Annotated in this window: 14 protein-coding genes; 5 read left to right on the top strand and 9 right to left on the bottom strand. The window is 74.5% G+C overall.

Annotation, left to right across the window (positions count from 1 at the left end; genetic code table 11):
• Positions 1-84 precede the first annotated feature (84 nt).
• Complete coding sequence (locus tag FRAQA3DRAFT_RS16530; RefSeq protein ID WP_009740185.1) at positions 85-1419, bottom strand: aldolase/citrate lyase family protein; 1335 nt, start codon at positions 1417-1419, stop codon at positions 85-87.
• 44 nt (positions 1420-1463) lie between these two features.
• The gene (locus tag FRAQA3DRAFT_RS16525) at positions 1464-2243 is read right to left on the bottom strand and encodes a TetR/AcrR family transcriptional regulator (protein WP_009740184.1); all 780 of its coding nucleotides are present in this window, start codon (positions 2241-2243) and stop codon (positions 1464-1466) included.
• Between the two features lie 93 nt (positions 2244-2336).
• Here FRAQA3DRAFT_RS16525 and FRAQA3DRAFT_RS16520 point away from each other — a divergent pair, with 93 nt between their 5' ends.
• Entirely contained in the window at positions 2337-2759 is a 423-nt protein-coding gene (locus tag FRAQA3DRAFT_RS16520) for a VOC family protein (protein ID WP_009740183.1), read from the top strand.
• Between the two features lie 12 nt (positions 2760-2771).
• Here FRAQA3DRAFT_RS16520 and FRAQA3DRAFT_RS16515 read toward each other — a convergent pair whose 3' ends face one another.
• From FRAQA3DRAFT_RS16515 to FRAQA3DRAFT_RS16505, 3 genes are read right to left on the bottom strand one after another with little or no spacing between them, the layout of a single operon-like run.
• Positions 2772-3446 carry a hypothetical protein gene (locus tag FRAQA3DRAFT_RS16515; RefSeq protein ID WP_009740182.1) on the bottom strand — a complete coding sequence of 225 codons (675 nt, stop codon included), beginning with the start codon at positions 3444-3446 and terminating at the stop codon, positions 2772-2774.
• Complete coding sequence (gene fdxA / locus FRAQA3DRAFT_RS16510) at positions 3443-3844, bottom strand: ferredoxin (RefSeq protein WP_009740181.1); 402 nt, start codon at positions 3842-3844, stop codon at positions 3443-3445. The genes FRAQA3DRAFT_RS16515 and fdxA overlap by 4 nt, the downstream gene beginning before the upstream one ends.
• Positions 3845-3852: 8 nt before the next feature.
• The gene (locus tag FRAQA3DRAFT_RS16505; protein WP_009740180.1) at positions 3853-5409 is read right to left on the bottom strand and encodes an amidohydrolase/deacetylase family metallohydrolase; all 1557 of its coding nucleotides are present in this window, start codon (positions 5407-5409) and stop codon (positions 3853-3855) included.
• A gap of 210 nt (positions 5410-5619) precedes the next feature.
• Here FRAQA3DRAFT_RS16505 and FRAQA3DRAFT_RS16500 point away from each other — a divergent pair, with 210 nt between their 5' ends.
• Together FRAQA3DRAFT_RS16500 and FRAQA3DRAFT_RS16495 are read left to right on the top strand one after the other, a co-directional pair.
• Positions 5620-6531, top strand: coding sequence for a LysR family transcriptional regulator (locus FRAQA3DRAFT_RS16500; protein ID WP_009740179.1), 912 nt, complete (start codon positions 5620-5622; stop codon positions 6529-6531).
• Between the two features lie 802 nt (positions 6532-7333).
• Entirely contained in the window at positions 7334-7837 is a 504-nt protein-coding gene (locus FRAQA3DRAFT_RS16495; RefSeq protein ID WP_009740178.1) for a bacterioferritin, read from the top strand.
• 39 nt (positions 7838-7876) lie between these two features.
• Here the strand turns inward: FRAQA3DRAFT_RS16495 and add are convergent, their stop codons facing one another.
• Positions 7877-9013, bottom strand: coding sequence for an adenosine deaminase (add, locus tag FRAQA3DRAFT_RS16490; protein WP_009740177.1), 1137 nt, complete (start codon positions 9011-9013; stop codon positions 7877-7879).
• Entirely contained in the window at positions 9010-10455 is a 1446-nt protein-coding gene (locus FRAQA3DRAFT_RS16485) for an 8-oxoguanine deaminase (RefSeq protein ID WP_009740176.1), read from the bottom strand. Before FRAQA3DRAFT_RS16485 ends, add begins: the two co-directional genes overlap by 4 nt.
• Positions 10456-10583: 128 nt before the next feature.
• Here FRAQA3DRAFT_RS16485 and FRAQA3DRAFT_RS16480 point away from each other — a divergent pair, with 128 nt between their 5' ends.
• Positions 10584-11453, top strand: coding sequence for an RNA methyltransferase (locus FRAQA3DRAFT_RS16480; RefSeq protein ID WP_009740175.1), 870 nt, complete (start codon positions 10584-10586; stop codon positions 11451-11453).
• Positions 11454-11512: 59 nt separating this feature from the next.
• Here the strand turns inward: FRAQA3DRAFT_RS16480 and FRAQA3DRAFT_RS16475 are convergent, their stop codons facing one another.
• Both FRAQA3DRAFT_RS16475 and FRAQA3DRAFT_RS16470 read right to left on the bottom strand, forming a co-directional pair.
• Positions 11513-12073 (bottom strand): DUF2752 domain-containing protein, encoded by a 561-nt coding sequence (locus FRAQA3DRAFT_RS16475; protein WP_232291636.1) that lies wholly within the window; start codon positions 12071-12073, stop codon positions 11513-11515.
• A gap of 180 nt (positions 12074-12253) precedes the next feature.
• On the bottom strand, positions 12254-12649 hold the full coding sequence (locus FRAQA3DRAFT_RS16470) for a hypothetical protein (protein ID WP_035923011.1): 396 nt from the start codon (positions 12647-12649) through the stop codon (positions 12254-12256).
• A gap of 502 nt (positions 12650-13151) precedes the next feature.
• Here FRAQA3DRAFT_RS16470 and FRAQA3DRAFT_RS16465 point away from each other — a divergent pair.
• Complete coding sequence (locus tag FRAQA3DRAFT_RS16465) at positions 13152-14471, top strand: MarR family transcriptional regulator (RefSeq protein WP_232291635.1); 1320 nt, start codon at positions 13152-13154, stop codon at positions 14469-14471.
• Positions 14472-14525 lie beyond the last annotated feature (54 nt).

Raw genomic sequence — 14525 nt, 5'->3', positions numbered from 1 at the left:
GTAGACCCGGACAGGGCCGATGTCGACCCGCCGGGAACGTCCAGAACGGCCTATCGAGCGATGTCTGCCGCTGTTCATCCACTGTTAATGTGAAGAACTTCCGCCGTTTGGTTTGTCGGGCCGTGTGTGATCGTGGGTGGTGGCCGTGTTGTGTGTTTTCCGTCCGCCCAGGCGGGCGACCGTCGCCCGGTCGAGGCCCGCGGCGGCAAGGCGCGGGTCGTCCAGCAGGCCGGCGTCGAGCGCCCGCAGGACGTGCCCGGCCAGGGCCCGCCCGGTCGCCGGCTCGTCGGCGACGGCCCCCGACTGCCGGGCGGCGGCGTAGGCGGCCAGCCGGGCGAGCGCACCGTCGAGCCCTGCCAGCAGGCAGCCGGCCACCGCCGCGTGTCGGCTCACCAGCTGCCCGGGATGCAGGTCCCAGCCCTGGTAGAGGCCCCGGTGCCAGGCGCGGCGGACCAGCTCGGCGTGCCGGCGCCAGGCGCGGCGCACGTCGTCGCCGGACGCGCCCGGCCGCTCGTCGCCGTCGACGGGCAGCAGGTTCGACGAGCCGTCCGCGACGTGGATGCCGGTCCCGGCGGCGGCCAGCTGCATCATCGTCGTCGCGTACTCCACCGCCGGGTGGTCACTGGCCTGATGCCCGGCGGTGACTCCAAGCGCCGCCGAGTAGTCGTAGGTGCCGACGTGCAGCCCGACGAGACGGCCGGGGCCCAGGTCGAGACCGGTCCGCACCAGCGCGGGCAGGGCGAGCACCGCGGCCGGCGTCTCGATCTGCACCTCGATCGAGACCGGGTCGAGCCCGAGCCGCTGCTCGAGCTCGGCGAGGACGTCGGCGAACACCCGCAGCTGCCGCGGGTCGCCGACCTTGGGCAGGGTCAGCACCAGGCCGGGCGGCGGTCCGTCGTCGCCGGCGAGCGCGGTGAGGAACAGGTCGAGGCTGCGCAGCCCGCGGGCGCGGACCAGCGGGTCGAGCGACTTGGGCCGCAGCCCGTAGCGGGCGGGCAGCGCACCGGCCGCGGAGGCGGCGCGCACAGCCTCGGCCGCGCTCACGGCGTCGGCGTCCTCGGCGTGGTCCGGCCGCAGGCCGTAGCCGTCCTCCAGGTCGACCCGCAGATCCTGGATCGGCTCCACGGTGAGCGCGCGCCGGGTGTGGGCGTGGACGGCCGCGGCGACGTCCGGCCGCCGGTCGCCGCCGGTCGCGGCAGCGAGCGTCGCGGGGTCGGCGCCGTACGCCGCGAGCAGGGTGCGGGCCCGCTCACCCCACGCCAGCACGACGTCGGGGAACATCTGATCGGCCGGCAGATAGCAGGTGTGGACGGGCTGGCGGGCGCCGGTGTCACCCGGATGGCGGTCGGCGAGGGCCGCGTCGACCGGGTCGAGGGCGGCGGTCAGGCGGGCGACGACCTCGGGCGGCAGCGTCGGCATGCCCCCAGTCTCGCCTCGTCGCTGGTCACGGCGCCGACGAACGCTCACCCGGCGCCCGTTGGGCCGGCGCGTTCGATGAGCGCTGCCAGCCCGTCGAGGACCCGAGCCAGGCCGAAGTGGAAGGCGTGTCCGGGGTCGTGAGCGCTGCCGCGGGCCGCCCCGGCCGCGCTGCCGACCCGGACGGCCAGCGGATAGGCGTCCGGGTCGAGGACCCGGGCCAGCAGCGGCCCGGCCTGGTCCCACCAGTGCTGGTCGGTCAGGCCGTCAGCCGCCCGCGCCGCGCTCGCCTCGATCGCGGCCCGGGCGTTCGCCTGGACGAAGGACAGCAGGTGGGTCAGGCAGTCGTCCATCTCGACGTCGCGCAGCCCGAGGCCGTCCAGGGCGGCGAGCTCGTGCTCGTACTTGGCGATCGAGCCCGGCCCCAGCGACGGGCGCAGAGTGGAGACGGCGACGGCCCAGGGATGGGCCTCGAACAGGGCCTGGTTCTCCCGGGCGACCGCCGCCAGCCGCGTCCGCCAGGGCTCGCCCGTGCTGTCGGTGCGCTCCATCCGGGCGTACGCCGCGTCGAGCATGAGGTCGAGCAGCTCGGCCTTGCCGGGGACGTAGGTGTACAGCGTCATCGGGACGACCCCCAGCGCCTGCGCGACGCGGCGCATCGTCACCGCGTCCAGGCCCTCCCGGTCCGCCAGGGCGATGGCGGCGTCGACCACCGCGTCGACGGTGAGCCCCCGGGCGGGGCCGCGGCGCGGCGTCGCCGAGGGGTCGCGCCAGAGCAGGGCCAGGGTCCTGGCGGGGTCGCCGGCGCTCGTCCGGTCGCTGGGCATGGATCTCCATCCTTACTCCGTACGATGTACTGTGTACTCCGTACAAGGTTCTCGTATGATCAGGCCACCATCACGGACCCCGGGAGCGCAGTCATGAAGATCACCTCCTCCGCCGTCTCGCTCAACGTCGAGGACGTCGCCGCGTCCAGCGCCTTCCTCACCGACCACTTCGCCTTCTCCGAGCAGATGGCCGCAGACGGCTTCGCCTCGCTGGCCCGCGAGGACGCCGGCATGAACGTCGTCTTCCTGCGGCGCGGCCTCGCGACGCTGCCCGCCGACCAGCGCGACGAGCATGCCGCCGGCCTCATCCTCGCCTTCGTCGTCGAGGACCTGGAAGGGGAGCTGGCCCGGTTGCAGGCCGAGGGGGTCGCCATCACGATGCCGCTGACCGCGGAGGAGTGGGGCGAGCGGGCCTTCCAGGTCCGCGACCCCAACGGGGTGATCGTCCAGCTCGTCGACTGGAACGGCCCCGTGGCGGCGCAGCAGGTCGCACCGGCCGGGGGAGCCGACCGGTAGGGCCCGCCGGGCTCAGGCCAGCGGGGGCGTGGGGGCGTCGGGGGTGGTGTCGGCGAGGCCGAGGCGGGCCATCCGCCGGTTGTAGGCGGCCCGGCCGGCCTGCTCCAGCTCGAAGGTCCGCCGCACGCGGGCGGTGACCCGCGCCCGCTGGTCGCCGTCGTGGCAGTGCCGGTCGATCACCGTCTGCCCGAGCCGCATGTGGAACCGCTCGTCCGGCAGGATCGCGTCGAGCGTCGCCGTCACGTCCGCGGGCAGCCGCGGGCGCAGGGCGACGAAGGCGTTCGCCGCGCCGATCTCACCGGTGATGTTGTGGGCGGCGATGCGTTCGAGGGTGTCGGCGCCGGAGGGGTACCAGACGTCGATCCACTCCTCCCACTCCGGCTCGGGCCGCCAGCGGTCCAGCGAGGTGACGCCGCGGCGATCCAGGGCTCGCATCAGCAGCTGGTAGTGGCGCCCCTCGTCCTGGACCTGCCGGGCGAGCAGCACGAAGGCGTCGTCCTCCGGGGTGTCCGCGAGCCAGCGGCCGATGAACTCCGCCGCCCGTCGTTCGTAGTAGGCCTGGAAGCAGAGCCATTCGATCAGTTCCGGCTCGCTCATCGGCCGGTTGAAGAACGTCGCCTCCTCCGGCGGAAGGGCGGCGCGGGCCAGCTCCAGGCCGACGACCAGCCCGTCGTAGAACGCGCTCATCCGCGACCTGCCGATCGGTCCGCCGCCAGGTCTGCCGCTGGGGTCGCAGCCGGGTCGCCGACCGGGGGTCCGGTGGCCGTCACCGCGGCGGTGTCGACGCCCACTGGCCCGAGACGGGCCGCGCCGCCCGGGGCGTCGATCGGTTCCGCCCGGCCGGGCAGCGGGCGGTAGAAGAACGCGTGCGCATCGTCGAGGTGCGCGCGGCCGTCGTCGTCGAGGTCGCGGTCCCACGCGATCGCGTCGACGGGGCAGACCCGCGCGCAGGCGCCGCAGTCGATGCACTCCTCGGGATGGATGTACAGCTTGCGCCGGCCCTCGTAGACGCAGTCGACCGGGCACTCGTCCACGCAGGACCGGTCGGTGACGTCGATGCAGGCCGCGGTGATGACGTAGACCATCGGCGCGCTCAGCCCTGGCCCGCAGTCGACCCGGAGGAGGCGGTCGACACCGACGAGCCCGGGGACACCGACGAGCCCGGGGATGAAGCCGCCGCCGGCGCTGGGCGCACCGATCGGGGGGGTCGATGCGCGGCACCGGCGGCGGCGGTCTCGGTGGGGGACGTCCGGCTCCCCGTGACCGGATCATCATCGGCCAGGCTGGCGGAGTCGACGGGGTCAACACCGTAACCTGAGCCGAACTGCCCTGTCGTTTTGTACCAAATGCCTCCTCGGAGGCAGCCGACCGGGGTCAGCCGGCGCGGGTGCGAGATGGCCTCGAACCCGTCCGTGAACGAGAACTCGCCCGTCTCCACCCGCAGGACGCTGACCTCGGCGTCGCGGCCGACGTCGAGGGAACCGAGCTCCGCCGAGCGCCCGATTGCCGCCGCCGCGTTGGCCGTGGCCATCGCGATGACGTCGACGAGATCGACGCCGAGCGCCCAGATCTTCGACATCGTCTCGGGCAGCGACCAGACCGGGCCGGCGGCGTTGAACAGGTTCAGGTCGGTGCTGATCGTCGTGGGCAGGTAGCCGAGGTCGAACAGCGCCCGGGCGGCGGCGAAGCGGAAGTCGGAGCCGGAGTGCCCGACGTCGAGGCGCAGGCCCGCCTCGACCGCGGCGGCGAAGCGCCCGTCGACCGCGGTGTCGTCGTCGACGAGGATCCCGGAGTGGCCGCGGAAGGCGTGCGTGACGATGTCGCCGGGCCGCAGGGCCGCAACCGCGTCCAGGTTGGCCAGGCTCGGCGTGTAGGGATAGCGGCCGAGATGCACCATGATCGGCAGGTCGCCCGCGATGGACTTCGCGCCCTCCAGGAACGGGGAGGTCCGCGGGTCGTCGGTGACGGTGGCCCGCACCTTGAAGCCGACGATCATGTCGCGGTGCGCCTCGACGGTCGCGGCGGTGGCGCCCAGGTCGAGGTTGCGGGGATCGTTGGCGATCTCCAGCCGGTGCGCGATGAAGTCCTTCGTCGCCAGGTACAGCAGGCACGGGTCGAGGAAGGCGAGCACCCGGGTCCGCACGGTGGGGCCCTCGACGAAGGCCCGGGCCAGGCCGAAGGTCCGCACGCCGGAGGTGCCGCCGTCGACGACGACCGGGACGCCCACGTCGACGCCGGCCCGGTCCGGGTGGACGCAGAAGTCGCCGAGCCCCGGGTAGACGTGGGTGTGCAGGTCGATCAGGCCCGGCGTGACGATCAGGCCCCGGCAGTCGACGACCGTGGCCCCGTCCGCCGCCCCGGCACCGGCCGCGCCGTCCACACCGCTCGCGCCGGCCTGGTCCGCGCCGGCCTGGTCCGCGCCGGCCTGGTCCGCGCCGGCCTGGTCCGCGCCGGCCTGGTCCGCGCCGGCTTCCCCGGCGGGGACGACGGCGCCGATCCGTCCGTCGACGCAGACCACGTCCGCGATGCGGTCGACGCCGTTCGCCGGGTCGATCACCCGACCGCCGGCGAGCACGGTCACCCGCCGACCCGCGCCGGCTGCCGCTGCGTCCCGCGGCCTGCCCTCGTCCCGCGGCCTGCCCTCGGACATGCTCCTCCGCGTCCCGTGCGCCAGGACACCGCCCGGTGGGCGGCGTCTCGGCCGACACCATCGTCGGCGAGCTGAACCGGTCCGCCTGATCCTCCGTCACCCGCGCCGGACCCGTCCAAGACCCAAACGTCCGGCGGGCGATAGAGGTTCACCTATGGGCGTCTCGGTGCTCAGGGGTTCCGGAGATCGTCACGGGATACAACTACGGGCATGCGCGGATGGCTGAACCTTCGCCAGGCGGCCTACTTCATCGTGGTCGCCGAGGAGGGGTCGTTCACCCGGGCCGCCGCCCGCCTGCACATCGCCCAGCCCTCGCTGTCCCAGCAGATCCGCGCGCTCGAACGCCAGCTCGACGTGGACCTGCTGGAACGGACGTCGCGCGGGGTGCGCCCCACCGCGGCCGGGCGGGTGTTCCTCGACGGCGCGCGGTCGGCGGTCGCCGCCGCGGAGGGCGCGGTGGCCCGCGCCCGGGCCACCGCCGGCCACGGCGGCGGGGCGTTGCACGTCGCGACCGTGACGTCGCTGGCGACCTGGGTCCTGCCGCGGGCGGTCGCGCGCTGGCGGCCCGGCCATCCCGGCATCACCCTGCGTATCACCGAGTTCCCCGACCGTCGCACGCTGGAGGCGTTCATGGCGGGCGGCGAGGCCGACGTCGGCATCGGCCCGCGCCCGGCAAGCTGGGCGGGACCGGTCCGCTGGCTCGGCCACGAGCGCTTCGTCGTCGTGGTCCCCGCGGCCGATCCGCGCGCCGGGCGGGCCGGGGTCGGGCTCGCCGTGTTCGCCGACCAGGACTGGGTCCTCTACGCCCCGGACCACGGCCTGAGCGAGTTGGTGCGGGAGGCGTGCGCGGCCGCCGGCTTCACCCCGCGCGGCGTCGTGGAGACGCGCCAGGTCGACGCCGCGGCCCGGCTCGCCGCCGCCGGGCTCGGCGCCGCGCTGGTCCCCGAGCCTGCCGTCCCGAACGACCTCGCCGCGAACCGGGTCGACCTCGCCGAGCCGCCGCTGCGCGAGGTCGTCGCCTACGCCCGCGCCGCCTTCACCCCCGCCGCCCTCGGCTTCGTCGACCTGCTCGCCGCCCTCGACGTCGGCCTCGCCCGTCCCGACGGCGCCGCCCCGACCTGACCACCCACAAATGATCGTGGTGGGCAACGGTGTCGCGCCCCCCGGCCCGGAGGCGACGTGACGCGGGCATGCCTGTGGGGCGAGAAACGGGACGTCAGCAGTGTCGAGGCGGGACATGGCGGCGTCCCGAATGCCGAGTGTCGCCGACGCCATACGCGTGGCCCCACTCGCCGTCGGCCGTGGGGTCATCCATGGCGATGACACGCGCCGGCCGCACCGTTGAATAGTTCGGCCGCCGCCTATGCGGATCGTCCGCTGCGGGCGGATTTCTTCCTGCCGGTGAGTACACACCTCATCAAGGTCCCGGAGATCAGGTGCGTAGTGGCTGGCCGGTGGGCCCGGCGCTGCCGTCCCGGCCGGACACCGGGCGCCATCCACCCTCCTCATGGCATCGTCATTGTCGGAAAGTCAGCTTGCGGTCACGTAAAGTCGGCTTGTGGTCACGTAGTCGAGGGCGATCGCGACCATGTCGGCGAACGAGTAGCCGAACGCAGCCCGCCACGGCAGGGAACTCGTAGGCCAAGGCCTAGCTCGGTCGGGGCAGCGTCGTCGGTGTCAGGGGCGCGAGCAGGCCGGCGATGCGCGCCACGCCGTAGCGGGGAGCCGTCCGAGCCCGACGGTTCGGTTAGGGGCGACCGGAGCCGCGCCGCAGTGGGTCTCCCGTCCACTCCGTTTTATGCACCTAGACTGGTGACATATAGTCGTCGACCTGGATAGTTGAGGATCCGGGCGGGGAGATCCGGTGGCGCCGCGCCTGTCTGGTGCCGGTGGGACCCGCCGGGCCCGTGGGAGGGACGGACGCATGGCCGACACGCAGACCACTCCGGTCACCGAGCTGCTCAACGAGCTGCTCGGCAGCTACTGGGCGGGCTACGCCCAGCACCGCACCCACCTCGTCCTCGTCGAGTCGTGGGGGCTGCTCGGCCTGGCCGCGGGCATGGCCCAGCGGATCGCCGACGAGCCGGTCACCATCGCCGCGGTGCTCAACCGGCTGCTCGAGCTCGGCGGCCGGCCGGACTTCGTGGTGGCCAAGCCGGCCATCGGGACGTCCCTGCGGGAGGTGCTGGAGAACGACCTGGAGGCCCAGCGCGGCGCCCGCCCCGGCCTCAACCAGGCCGCGGAGCTCGCCGCCGCCGAGCACGACGCGACCACGCGCATCCTGATCGAGACCATCCTCGCCGACGAGGAGCGGCATCTGGCCTGGCTCGACACCGAGCTGTCGCTCTACCACCGGCTCGGTGAGCCGCTCTACACGGCGCAGCGCCTCGCCGTGGCCACCGTCGACCAGTCGCAGTCGCCGGCCTGAGCAGGCTTCCTTGTCTTTCCAGAGGGTTCGATGCCCGATCTATCCCTCTGGATGTTCTGGATATGCGGTAAGTGCGGTAAGAAGGCGGGGGCGCAGGGCGTCGGCGGTGGTGTGGATGCGGGTGCGCAGGGCGCGGGCGTCGTCGGCGGGGAGCCAGCTCGCGGTCACGCCGTCGAGGGCGATCGCGACCATGTCGTCGAACGAGTAGTCGAACGCGGCCGCCACGGAGGCGTACTCGTAGCCGAGGTCCAGGTCGGTCAGGGCCGGGTCGTCGGTGTTCAGGGTCGCGAGCAGGCCGGCGGCGCGCATCGCCGGGAAGGGATGGTCGGCGAGCGCCGGGAAGGCGTTGGCGATGCGGATGTTGGAGTTCGGGCAGACGGTCAGCCCGATCCGCTCGGCGGCGAACCGCGTCACCAGTTCGGGGTCGTCGACCAGGGACAGGCCGTGGTCGACCCGTTGCGCGCCGAGCGCGTCGACGAGGGTGGCGATGGCCGACGGCGGGCTGTTCTCGCCCTGGTGCCCGGTGAGCCGAAAGCCGTGCCGAGCGGCGAGCCGGTAGGCGTCGGTGAACGACGCCGGGTCCACCCCGAGCTCGGTGGAGTCCATTCCGACGCCGAGTACCCGCTCGACGCCGGGCGTCCCGGCCCGGCGCAGCCGGCCGAGCTCGTCGACCATCGCGACCCCGGCGGACGGCCCGAAGGCCCGGTCGATGTCGGCGATGAGCATGGCGACCGAGCCGGTCTCGGCCTCGGCCGCGGCCAGGCCCTCGGCGAGGCCGGCGACGATGTCCCCCAGCGCCGAGCCGGCGGCCAGGTGACGGGCCGGGGTGAAGAACAGCTCGGCGTAGACCCGGCCGTGCGCCGCCGCGTCGAGCACGCTCTCGTAGCCGAGCCGGGCCCAGTCGTCCCGCGTGGTCAGCGTCGACTGGACCAGCCAGAACACCGAGAGGAACTCGTCGAGGGAGCCGTAGGAGTACAGCTCGGTGACGTCCGTCGTGGGCAGCGGGATGCCGGCCCGGGTGGCGAGTTCGACCACGGTCGCCGGGCGCATCGTCCCCTCGACGTGGCAGTGCAGCTCGACCTTCGGCAGCGCGTCGAGCGCGGCGGCGAGCGTCAGCGGCGCCTCGCCGTCCTCCGGGCGGGGGAAGGCACCGGGCGGCACCCTGTCGCCGCTCATCGGCCCGCGGCGGCCGCGCCGGCCGTGCTCGCCCCGCTGGCGGCGGGATCGATGCCGGCGTCGTCGAAGGCGCGTTGGATGCCGGCGGCGAGCGTGCGGTGCCGGTCGAGCATCGCGGGCAGGTCGGGGTGCACGGGCCGGCCGTCCTCGACGACGAGCCGGCCGGCCACGACGGTGTGCCGGGCGGCGGTCGGCCCGCAGCGCAGCCAGGCATCGATCGGATCGGACAGCGCCCCGGCGAAGGCGACCCCGTCCAGCGGCCAGACGACCAGGTCGCCGACCGCCCCGACGGACAGCTCGCCGATCTCCCCGGTGCGGCCGAGGCAGCCCGCGCCGCCGCGGGTGGCGATCTCCAGCGCGTCGCGGGCCGACATCGACGACGCGCCGTGCCGCAGCCGGCCGAGCAGCATCGCCGTGCGTGCCTCCAGCCACAGCGACGCCGAGTCCGCCGACGACGAACCGTCGCAGCCGAGGCCCACCGGGACGCCGGCCGCCCGCAGCTCGGCGATGGGCGCGAGCCCACCGCCGAGGATCATGTTGCTGCTCGGGCAGTGCGCCACCCCGGTGCCCCAGGCGCCCAGCCGGGCGACCTCGTCGGGGTTCGGGCAGATGCAGTGCGCCACCCACGCCCGGTCCCCACCCCAGCCGACCTCGGCGAACTGGTCGATGGGCCGGCGGCCGAACACCGCCAGGCAGTACTCGTCCTCCTCGGGATCCTCGGCGAGATGGGTGTGCAGGCGCACGTCGAGCTTCTCGGCGAGCTCGGCGGTGGCGCGCATGAGCGCCGGGCTGACCGAGAACGGCGAGCAGGGCGCGAGCGCCACGCGCACCATCGCGCCCCACGACGGGTCGTGGTGGCGGGCGACCAGCCGGGCCGACTCGGCGAGGATCTCGTCGTCGTCCTGGACCACCGAGTCGGGCGGCAGGCCCCCGTCCTTCACCGACAGCGACATCGACCCGCGGGTCGGGTGGAACCGCAGGCCGAGCGCCGTCGCCGCGGCGATCTCCGCGGAGATCAGGTCTCCGCCGCCGCGCGGATGCACGTAGAGATGGTCGGTGGTCGTGGTGCACCCGCCGAGGGCCAGCTCGGTGAGCCCGACGTAGGCCGAGACGTGCACCGCCTCCTCGTCCAGCCGCGACCACAACGGGTACAGGGTCGACAGCCAGGTGAACAGGGTGCCGCCCAGGGCCGGGGCGAAGGCGCGGGTGAGGTTCTGGTAGATGTGATGATGCGTGTTCACCAGGCCGGGCGTGACGAGCGCGCCGTCGGCCCGCAGGGTGCGCACGGCCGGCGGCGGCGGATCGGCCGGGCCGCCGATCGCGCTGACCAGGCCGTCCGTCACCGCGACCCACCCGCCGCGGATCTCCCGGCGGTCGGCGTCCACGGTCGCGACCAGCTCGGCGCCGACGACGAGCAGGTCGGCGGGAACGGGAGCGTTCATGGGACGACAGACGGCGGGGCCCGGTGCGGGCGCCGGCGTGGGTGCGGTGTGCGGCTCGGTCATGGCCGCCGATTCTGCGACCCGCGCGTTACGTCGGAGTGACACCGGTCGTGTCCGGAGGTTCCGGCGTGCCCACTGACCTGCCCCGATCAGCCGCGGCGCGGGTCGTGGCGATCGAGGACCCGGCGGACCCGCGCGTCGACGACTATGTCGCGCTCACCGATGTCGCCCTGCGCCGCCGCCGGGAGCCGGCCGACGGGCTGTTCATCGCCGAGGGCGAGCGGGTCATCACCCGGGCGCTGCGGGCCGGCTACCGGCCCCGTTCGGTCCTGGTCTCCCCGGCCCGGTTGGGCGCCGTGCCGGCGGACCTGTCCGCGGGCGTCCCGATCTACGTCGCCGGGGCCGACGTCCTCGCCGCCATCACCGGCTTCGAGGTGCACCGCGGCGCGCTCGCGTCGATGTGTCGCCGCCCGCCGCTGGCCCCGGCGGGCGTGCTCGCAACCGCGCGACGGGTCCTCGTCTGCGAGGACATCGTGAGCCACACCAACCTGGGGGCGATCTTCCGCTCGGCCGCCGGGCTCGGGATGGACGCGGTGCTGCTCAGCCCGCGCTGCGCCGACCCGCTCTACCGCCGCTCGGTGCGCGTCTCGATGGGCGAGGTGTTCGCCGTGCCCTACGCCCGGCTCGACCCGTGGCCGGGCACGCTGGGCCTGCTCCGCGACGCCGGGTTCACCCTGCTGGCGCTGACCCCGGCCGCGGACGCCGCCGATCTCGGCGCGTTCGCCGCCGGGATCGACGCCGCCGGGCCGGACGAGGACCCCTCGGCGGGGTCGCCGCCGCGCGTCGCGCTCCTGCTCGGCACCGAGGGGCCCGGCCTGTCCGAGACGGCCCAGGCGGCGGCGACCGCACGGGTCCGGATCCCGATGGCGCACGGCGTCGACTCGCTCAACGTCGCCGCCACCGCCGCCATCGCCTGCTACCTGCTGGGCCGGCGCTGACCGCCCGCCCGGGGCCGTGGCGCCGCGCAGGGCCGGCCGGCCGCGACCGGCGTCGCCGATCAGGACGCCAGCCACGTGCAGCCGGGCAGCGGCAGATTACGTAGCACCCAGAAGGCGATGACCAGCACCGGGATGACCGGTAGCAGCCGGGCCGGGACGCGGGGCAGTGGACGCCGCCAGCCGGCGGCCCGGGCCACCGCCACCGCCCAGCCGAGGACGAGCATCGGCGCGGCGACGACGAAGAAGAGGTTGTAGTCGGCCGCCGCCCCCGGGTGCCCGTGCAAGAGCTGGTGCAGGCCGCGCAGCGTGCCGCAGCCGGGGCAGTCCAGCGACGTCGCCCAGCGGAACGGGCAGGTGGGGTAGTGGCCGGGCTGCGCCGGATCGACCAGGTAGACCCGCACGGCGGCGGCCGCCGCGATCGCCCCCACCGCGCCGAACCCGCCCAGGCGGGCCCGCGGCGACCAGTTCCGCGCGGTCCAGAGCCGGCTCGGTTCCGGCGCGGCCTGCCCGGCGTGGGAGGGGGCGACGCCCGGCTCCGTTCGCGGCGCCGCCGACGTCCCGGCCGGGACGGCCGGGACGGGCAGCGGGTGGTCCGGATGCGGGATCGCGGCCGTCACCATGGTCTCGGCGTGGATGCCCAGGTCTTCAGGCCGGGGAGGAAACGCCGCCCCACCTCGTTCACCGGTGGATGTCCTTTCCGCGGAATAGGCGCATGGCCCGTTTCCGGCTCTGTCCGACGGTCGATCGGGCGGTGATCAGGAGTTGGAATCCCCCGCCTTCACGTCAGGCGGGGGAGGACGTCAATCCAGGTGCAGGGCATTCTCCTCGGCCGAGGTGTTCCTGATCGTCTCGTCGTCTACCTCGAGGGCCGCGTCCTCGAGGCCCGCGGTGTCCTCACCGTAGACGTCGGCCCGCAGGATTCGGCCCGACTCCCGGCGCTCGGCCTCCAGGTAGGGGTCGGCGTCCGGCAGTTCGGCCGCGAGCTGCTCCGCGAAGGACGAGCCCGCGCGCTCCTCCCGCGGCGTGTGCGGGTACCGGACACCTGCGCTCGGCCGATCCGGAACCTCCCAACTGTCGTCGAGCGGATCCTGGCCGGCGTCCGTCGAGCCGAGCTCGTCGCTGTCGAACATCTCGGCGGGTTCCAGGGGCGAGTCCTCGAGGTTCCACGACTCGGAATCCGAGGCGGGCTGTGTCACGGCGGCCTCCCCGACCGGTTCCCGGCGGGTGGCGGCCATCCGGTGGCGTGCACCTGGACGGATCGCCGACGGGGCGGGTCCGGTCGCTGTAGACATCGGTGCGTCCCGGGCCGTTCCCGGCACGCCTTGACAATGCACCTTCCCTGGCCTGGCGGCGCTAAGCCCACTCCCCGCCCCGGCCTTGCCGTCCGAGCAGTCCTGCCGCCCGGCGTCGAGTAGCTATCTGTACTTCACAAGTCATCGATGGTGACGCGGCGCGCGTGGCGGGGCGAGTCCGAGCGCTTCGCTCCCACCCCCAACATCCCCCATCCGTTGGGACAACGCCGATCTCGCCGGTTTACCGGGTGCCGCGGCGTCGGCGGGCGTCGGTGGTCGGGCGCGGCCGGCCGGATCGCCGTGTCTGGCGCGGATCCGTCCAGGTGGAGATGTGCCGAGCGGAGCCGCGGGCGGGTGCGACCGGCGTTGCGGATGCCAACGGCAGCGGTATGGACACGATTACCGCGTGGGGCGACCCCGCTTGCCACCGGATGGCAGTTGGCGTATAGCGTCCCGCTTTGTGGCTACTGTTGCTGAGCGGATACTCGACCAGCTCGCCAAGGTTCCCGCGGGATTGGACGACGGCAGACTGGCAGCGGCAATCGGGGCGAACCGGGGCACGGTGAACCAGGTCTGCCGGCGGCTTGCGCAGTCGGGACAGCTGCATCGCGCGCAGGGCCCCGGCGGTCTCATCCTCAATCGGCTGCCGCAGCCGGCCGCCGCGACCACCGAGATCCCGCCCGCCCCCGTCGAGGCCGCCCCCGTCGAGGCCGCCCCCGTCGAGGCGGGTCCGGTTGCGGTCAGCACCCTCACCGCCGCGGCCCCGGCCACCCCGGCGGCGCCGGCTTCCGAACCGTCCGCGGCCGAAGCGCAGACCTCCGATGCCACGTCGGGGGCGGTGCGGACCAGCCCCCAGGATGCACCGGCGGCGGAGGTCGAGCCGATCTTGGTCGCGGAGCCGGTGTTGGTCGCGGAGCCGGTGTTGGTCGCGGAGCCGGTGTCGGCAGGGGAGCCCGCACCGGCCCTGGCCGTGGCTGGCGAGCCGGTCGTGGAGCCCGAGCCGGTTCCTCTCGCGGAGATCCAGCCGGTCGTGGAGGCTGAGCCGGTCGTGGAGCCGGTCGTGGAGCCGGTGTCGGCGGGGCAGTCGGCCCCGGTCGTGGAGGTGGTCGCCGAGCCGGTCGTGGAGTCCGCGCCCGCTCCCGTCGCGGGGATCCCGCCGGTCGGGGCCGAGGAAGTGGAGCCGGCCGGCGTGCAGGCAGAGCCGCCTGCGCCGGCGGTGCCGGCGGTGCCGCCTGTGCCGGCGGTGCCGGCCGAAACGGCTGCCCCGGCCGTGGCCGTTGCCTCGGCGGCCCCGGCCTCCGGCGAGGCGGAGGATCCGGTGGCAACGCTCGGGCAGGTCCTGGCCGCCCTCGACGAGGCGATGGCCCGCTTGGGGAGCACGATCCCGCCGGGGCCGGCGAAGGCCCCGGACGATGCCACGCCATCGGTGGAGTCGACGGGCGGTACGGTAACCGAGCCTTCCGGGACGGAAGCGGTCCTCGCGGCGACTCCGGCCGCCGGTGGGGGCGGCGGCCGGACGGGGACCGGCGTTCTCTCCTCCGCGGAACCGGCCATCGGCAACGTCGTCGTGGCAGCCGAGGGCGCGGGAACGGGTGACGGGGAGGGCGGTCAAGGCGCGGGCGGGGAGAGCTCCCCGGCCGCGGAGGAGGCACCGGTGGAGCGCGGGAGCGCGCCTGCGGTGCGTCGAAGCTGGTGGCGTCGCATGTTTGTACGCAACGCTGGTTGATGTAACGGTACGTAGTCGGCGGCGGCTGGTTGGCTGTCGTCAGCCTGACGTATC

Origin of the sequence: Frankia sp. QA3 (genome assembly GCF_000262465.1) — a bacterium.
In the GTDB taxonomy this organism is placed as follows: domain Bacteria; phylum Actinomycetota; class Actinomycetes; order Frankiales; family Frankiaceae; genus Frankia.
This window is presented reverse-complemented; position numbering and strand designations above follow the sequence as displayed.

What these genes read in the sequence shown, in the direction of transcription:
- FRAQA3DRAFT_RS16530 (WP_009740185.1), bottom strand. Translation starts at nt 1,419, where the DNA reads ATGCCGACGCTGCCGCCCGAGGTCGTCGCCCGCCTGACCGCCGCCCTC.
- FRAQA3DRAFT_RS16525 (WP_009740184.1), bottom strand. Translation starts at nt 2,243, where the DNA reads ATGCCCAGCGACCGGACGAGCGCCGGCGACCCCGCCAGGACCCTGGCC.
- FRAQA3DRAFT_RS16520 (WP_009740183.1), top strand. Translation starts at nt 2,337, where the DNA reads ATGAAGATCACCTCCTCCGCCGTCTCGCTCAACGTCGAGGACGTCGCC.
- FRAQA3DRAFT_RS16515 (WP_009740182.1), bottom strand. Translation starts at nt 3,446, where the DNA reads ATGAGCGCGTTCTACGACGGGCTGGTCGTCGGCCTGGAGCTGGCCCGC.
- fdxA (WP_009740181.1), bottom strand. Translation starts at nt 3,844, where the DNA reads ATGGTCTACGTCATCACCGCGGCCTGCATCGACGTCACCGACCGGTCC.
- FRAQA3DRAFT_RS16505 (WP_009740180.1), bottom strand. Translation starts at nt 5,409, where the DNA reads ATGTCCGAGGGCAGGCCGCGGGACGAGGGCAGGCCGCGGGACGCAGCG.
- FRAQA3DRAFT_RS16500 (WP_009740179.1), top strand. Translation starts at nt 5,620, where the DNA reads ATGCGCGGATGGCTGAACCTTCGCCAGGCGGCCTACTTCATCGTGGTC.
- FRAQA3DRAFT_RS16495 (WP_009740178.1), top strand. Translation starts at nt 7,334, where the DNA reads ATGGCCGACACGCAGACCACTCCGGTCACCGAGCTGCTCAACGAGCTG.
- add (WP_009740177.1), bottom strand. Translation starts at nt 9,013, where the DNA reads ATGAGCGGCGACAGGGTGCCGCCCGGTGCCTTCCCCCGCCCGGAGGAC.
- FRAQA3DRAFT_RS16485 (WP_009740176.1), bottom strand. Translation starts at nt 10,455, where the DNA reads ATGAACGCTCCCGTTCCCGCCGACCTGCTCGTCGTCGGCGCCGAGCTG.
- FRAQA3DRAFT_RS16475 (WP_232291636.1), bottom strand. Translation starts at nt 12,073, where the DNA reads ATGGTGACGGCCGCGATCCCGCATCCGGACCACCCGCTGCCCGTCCCG.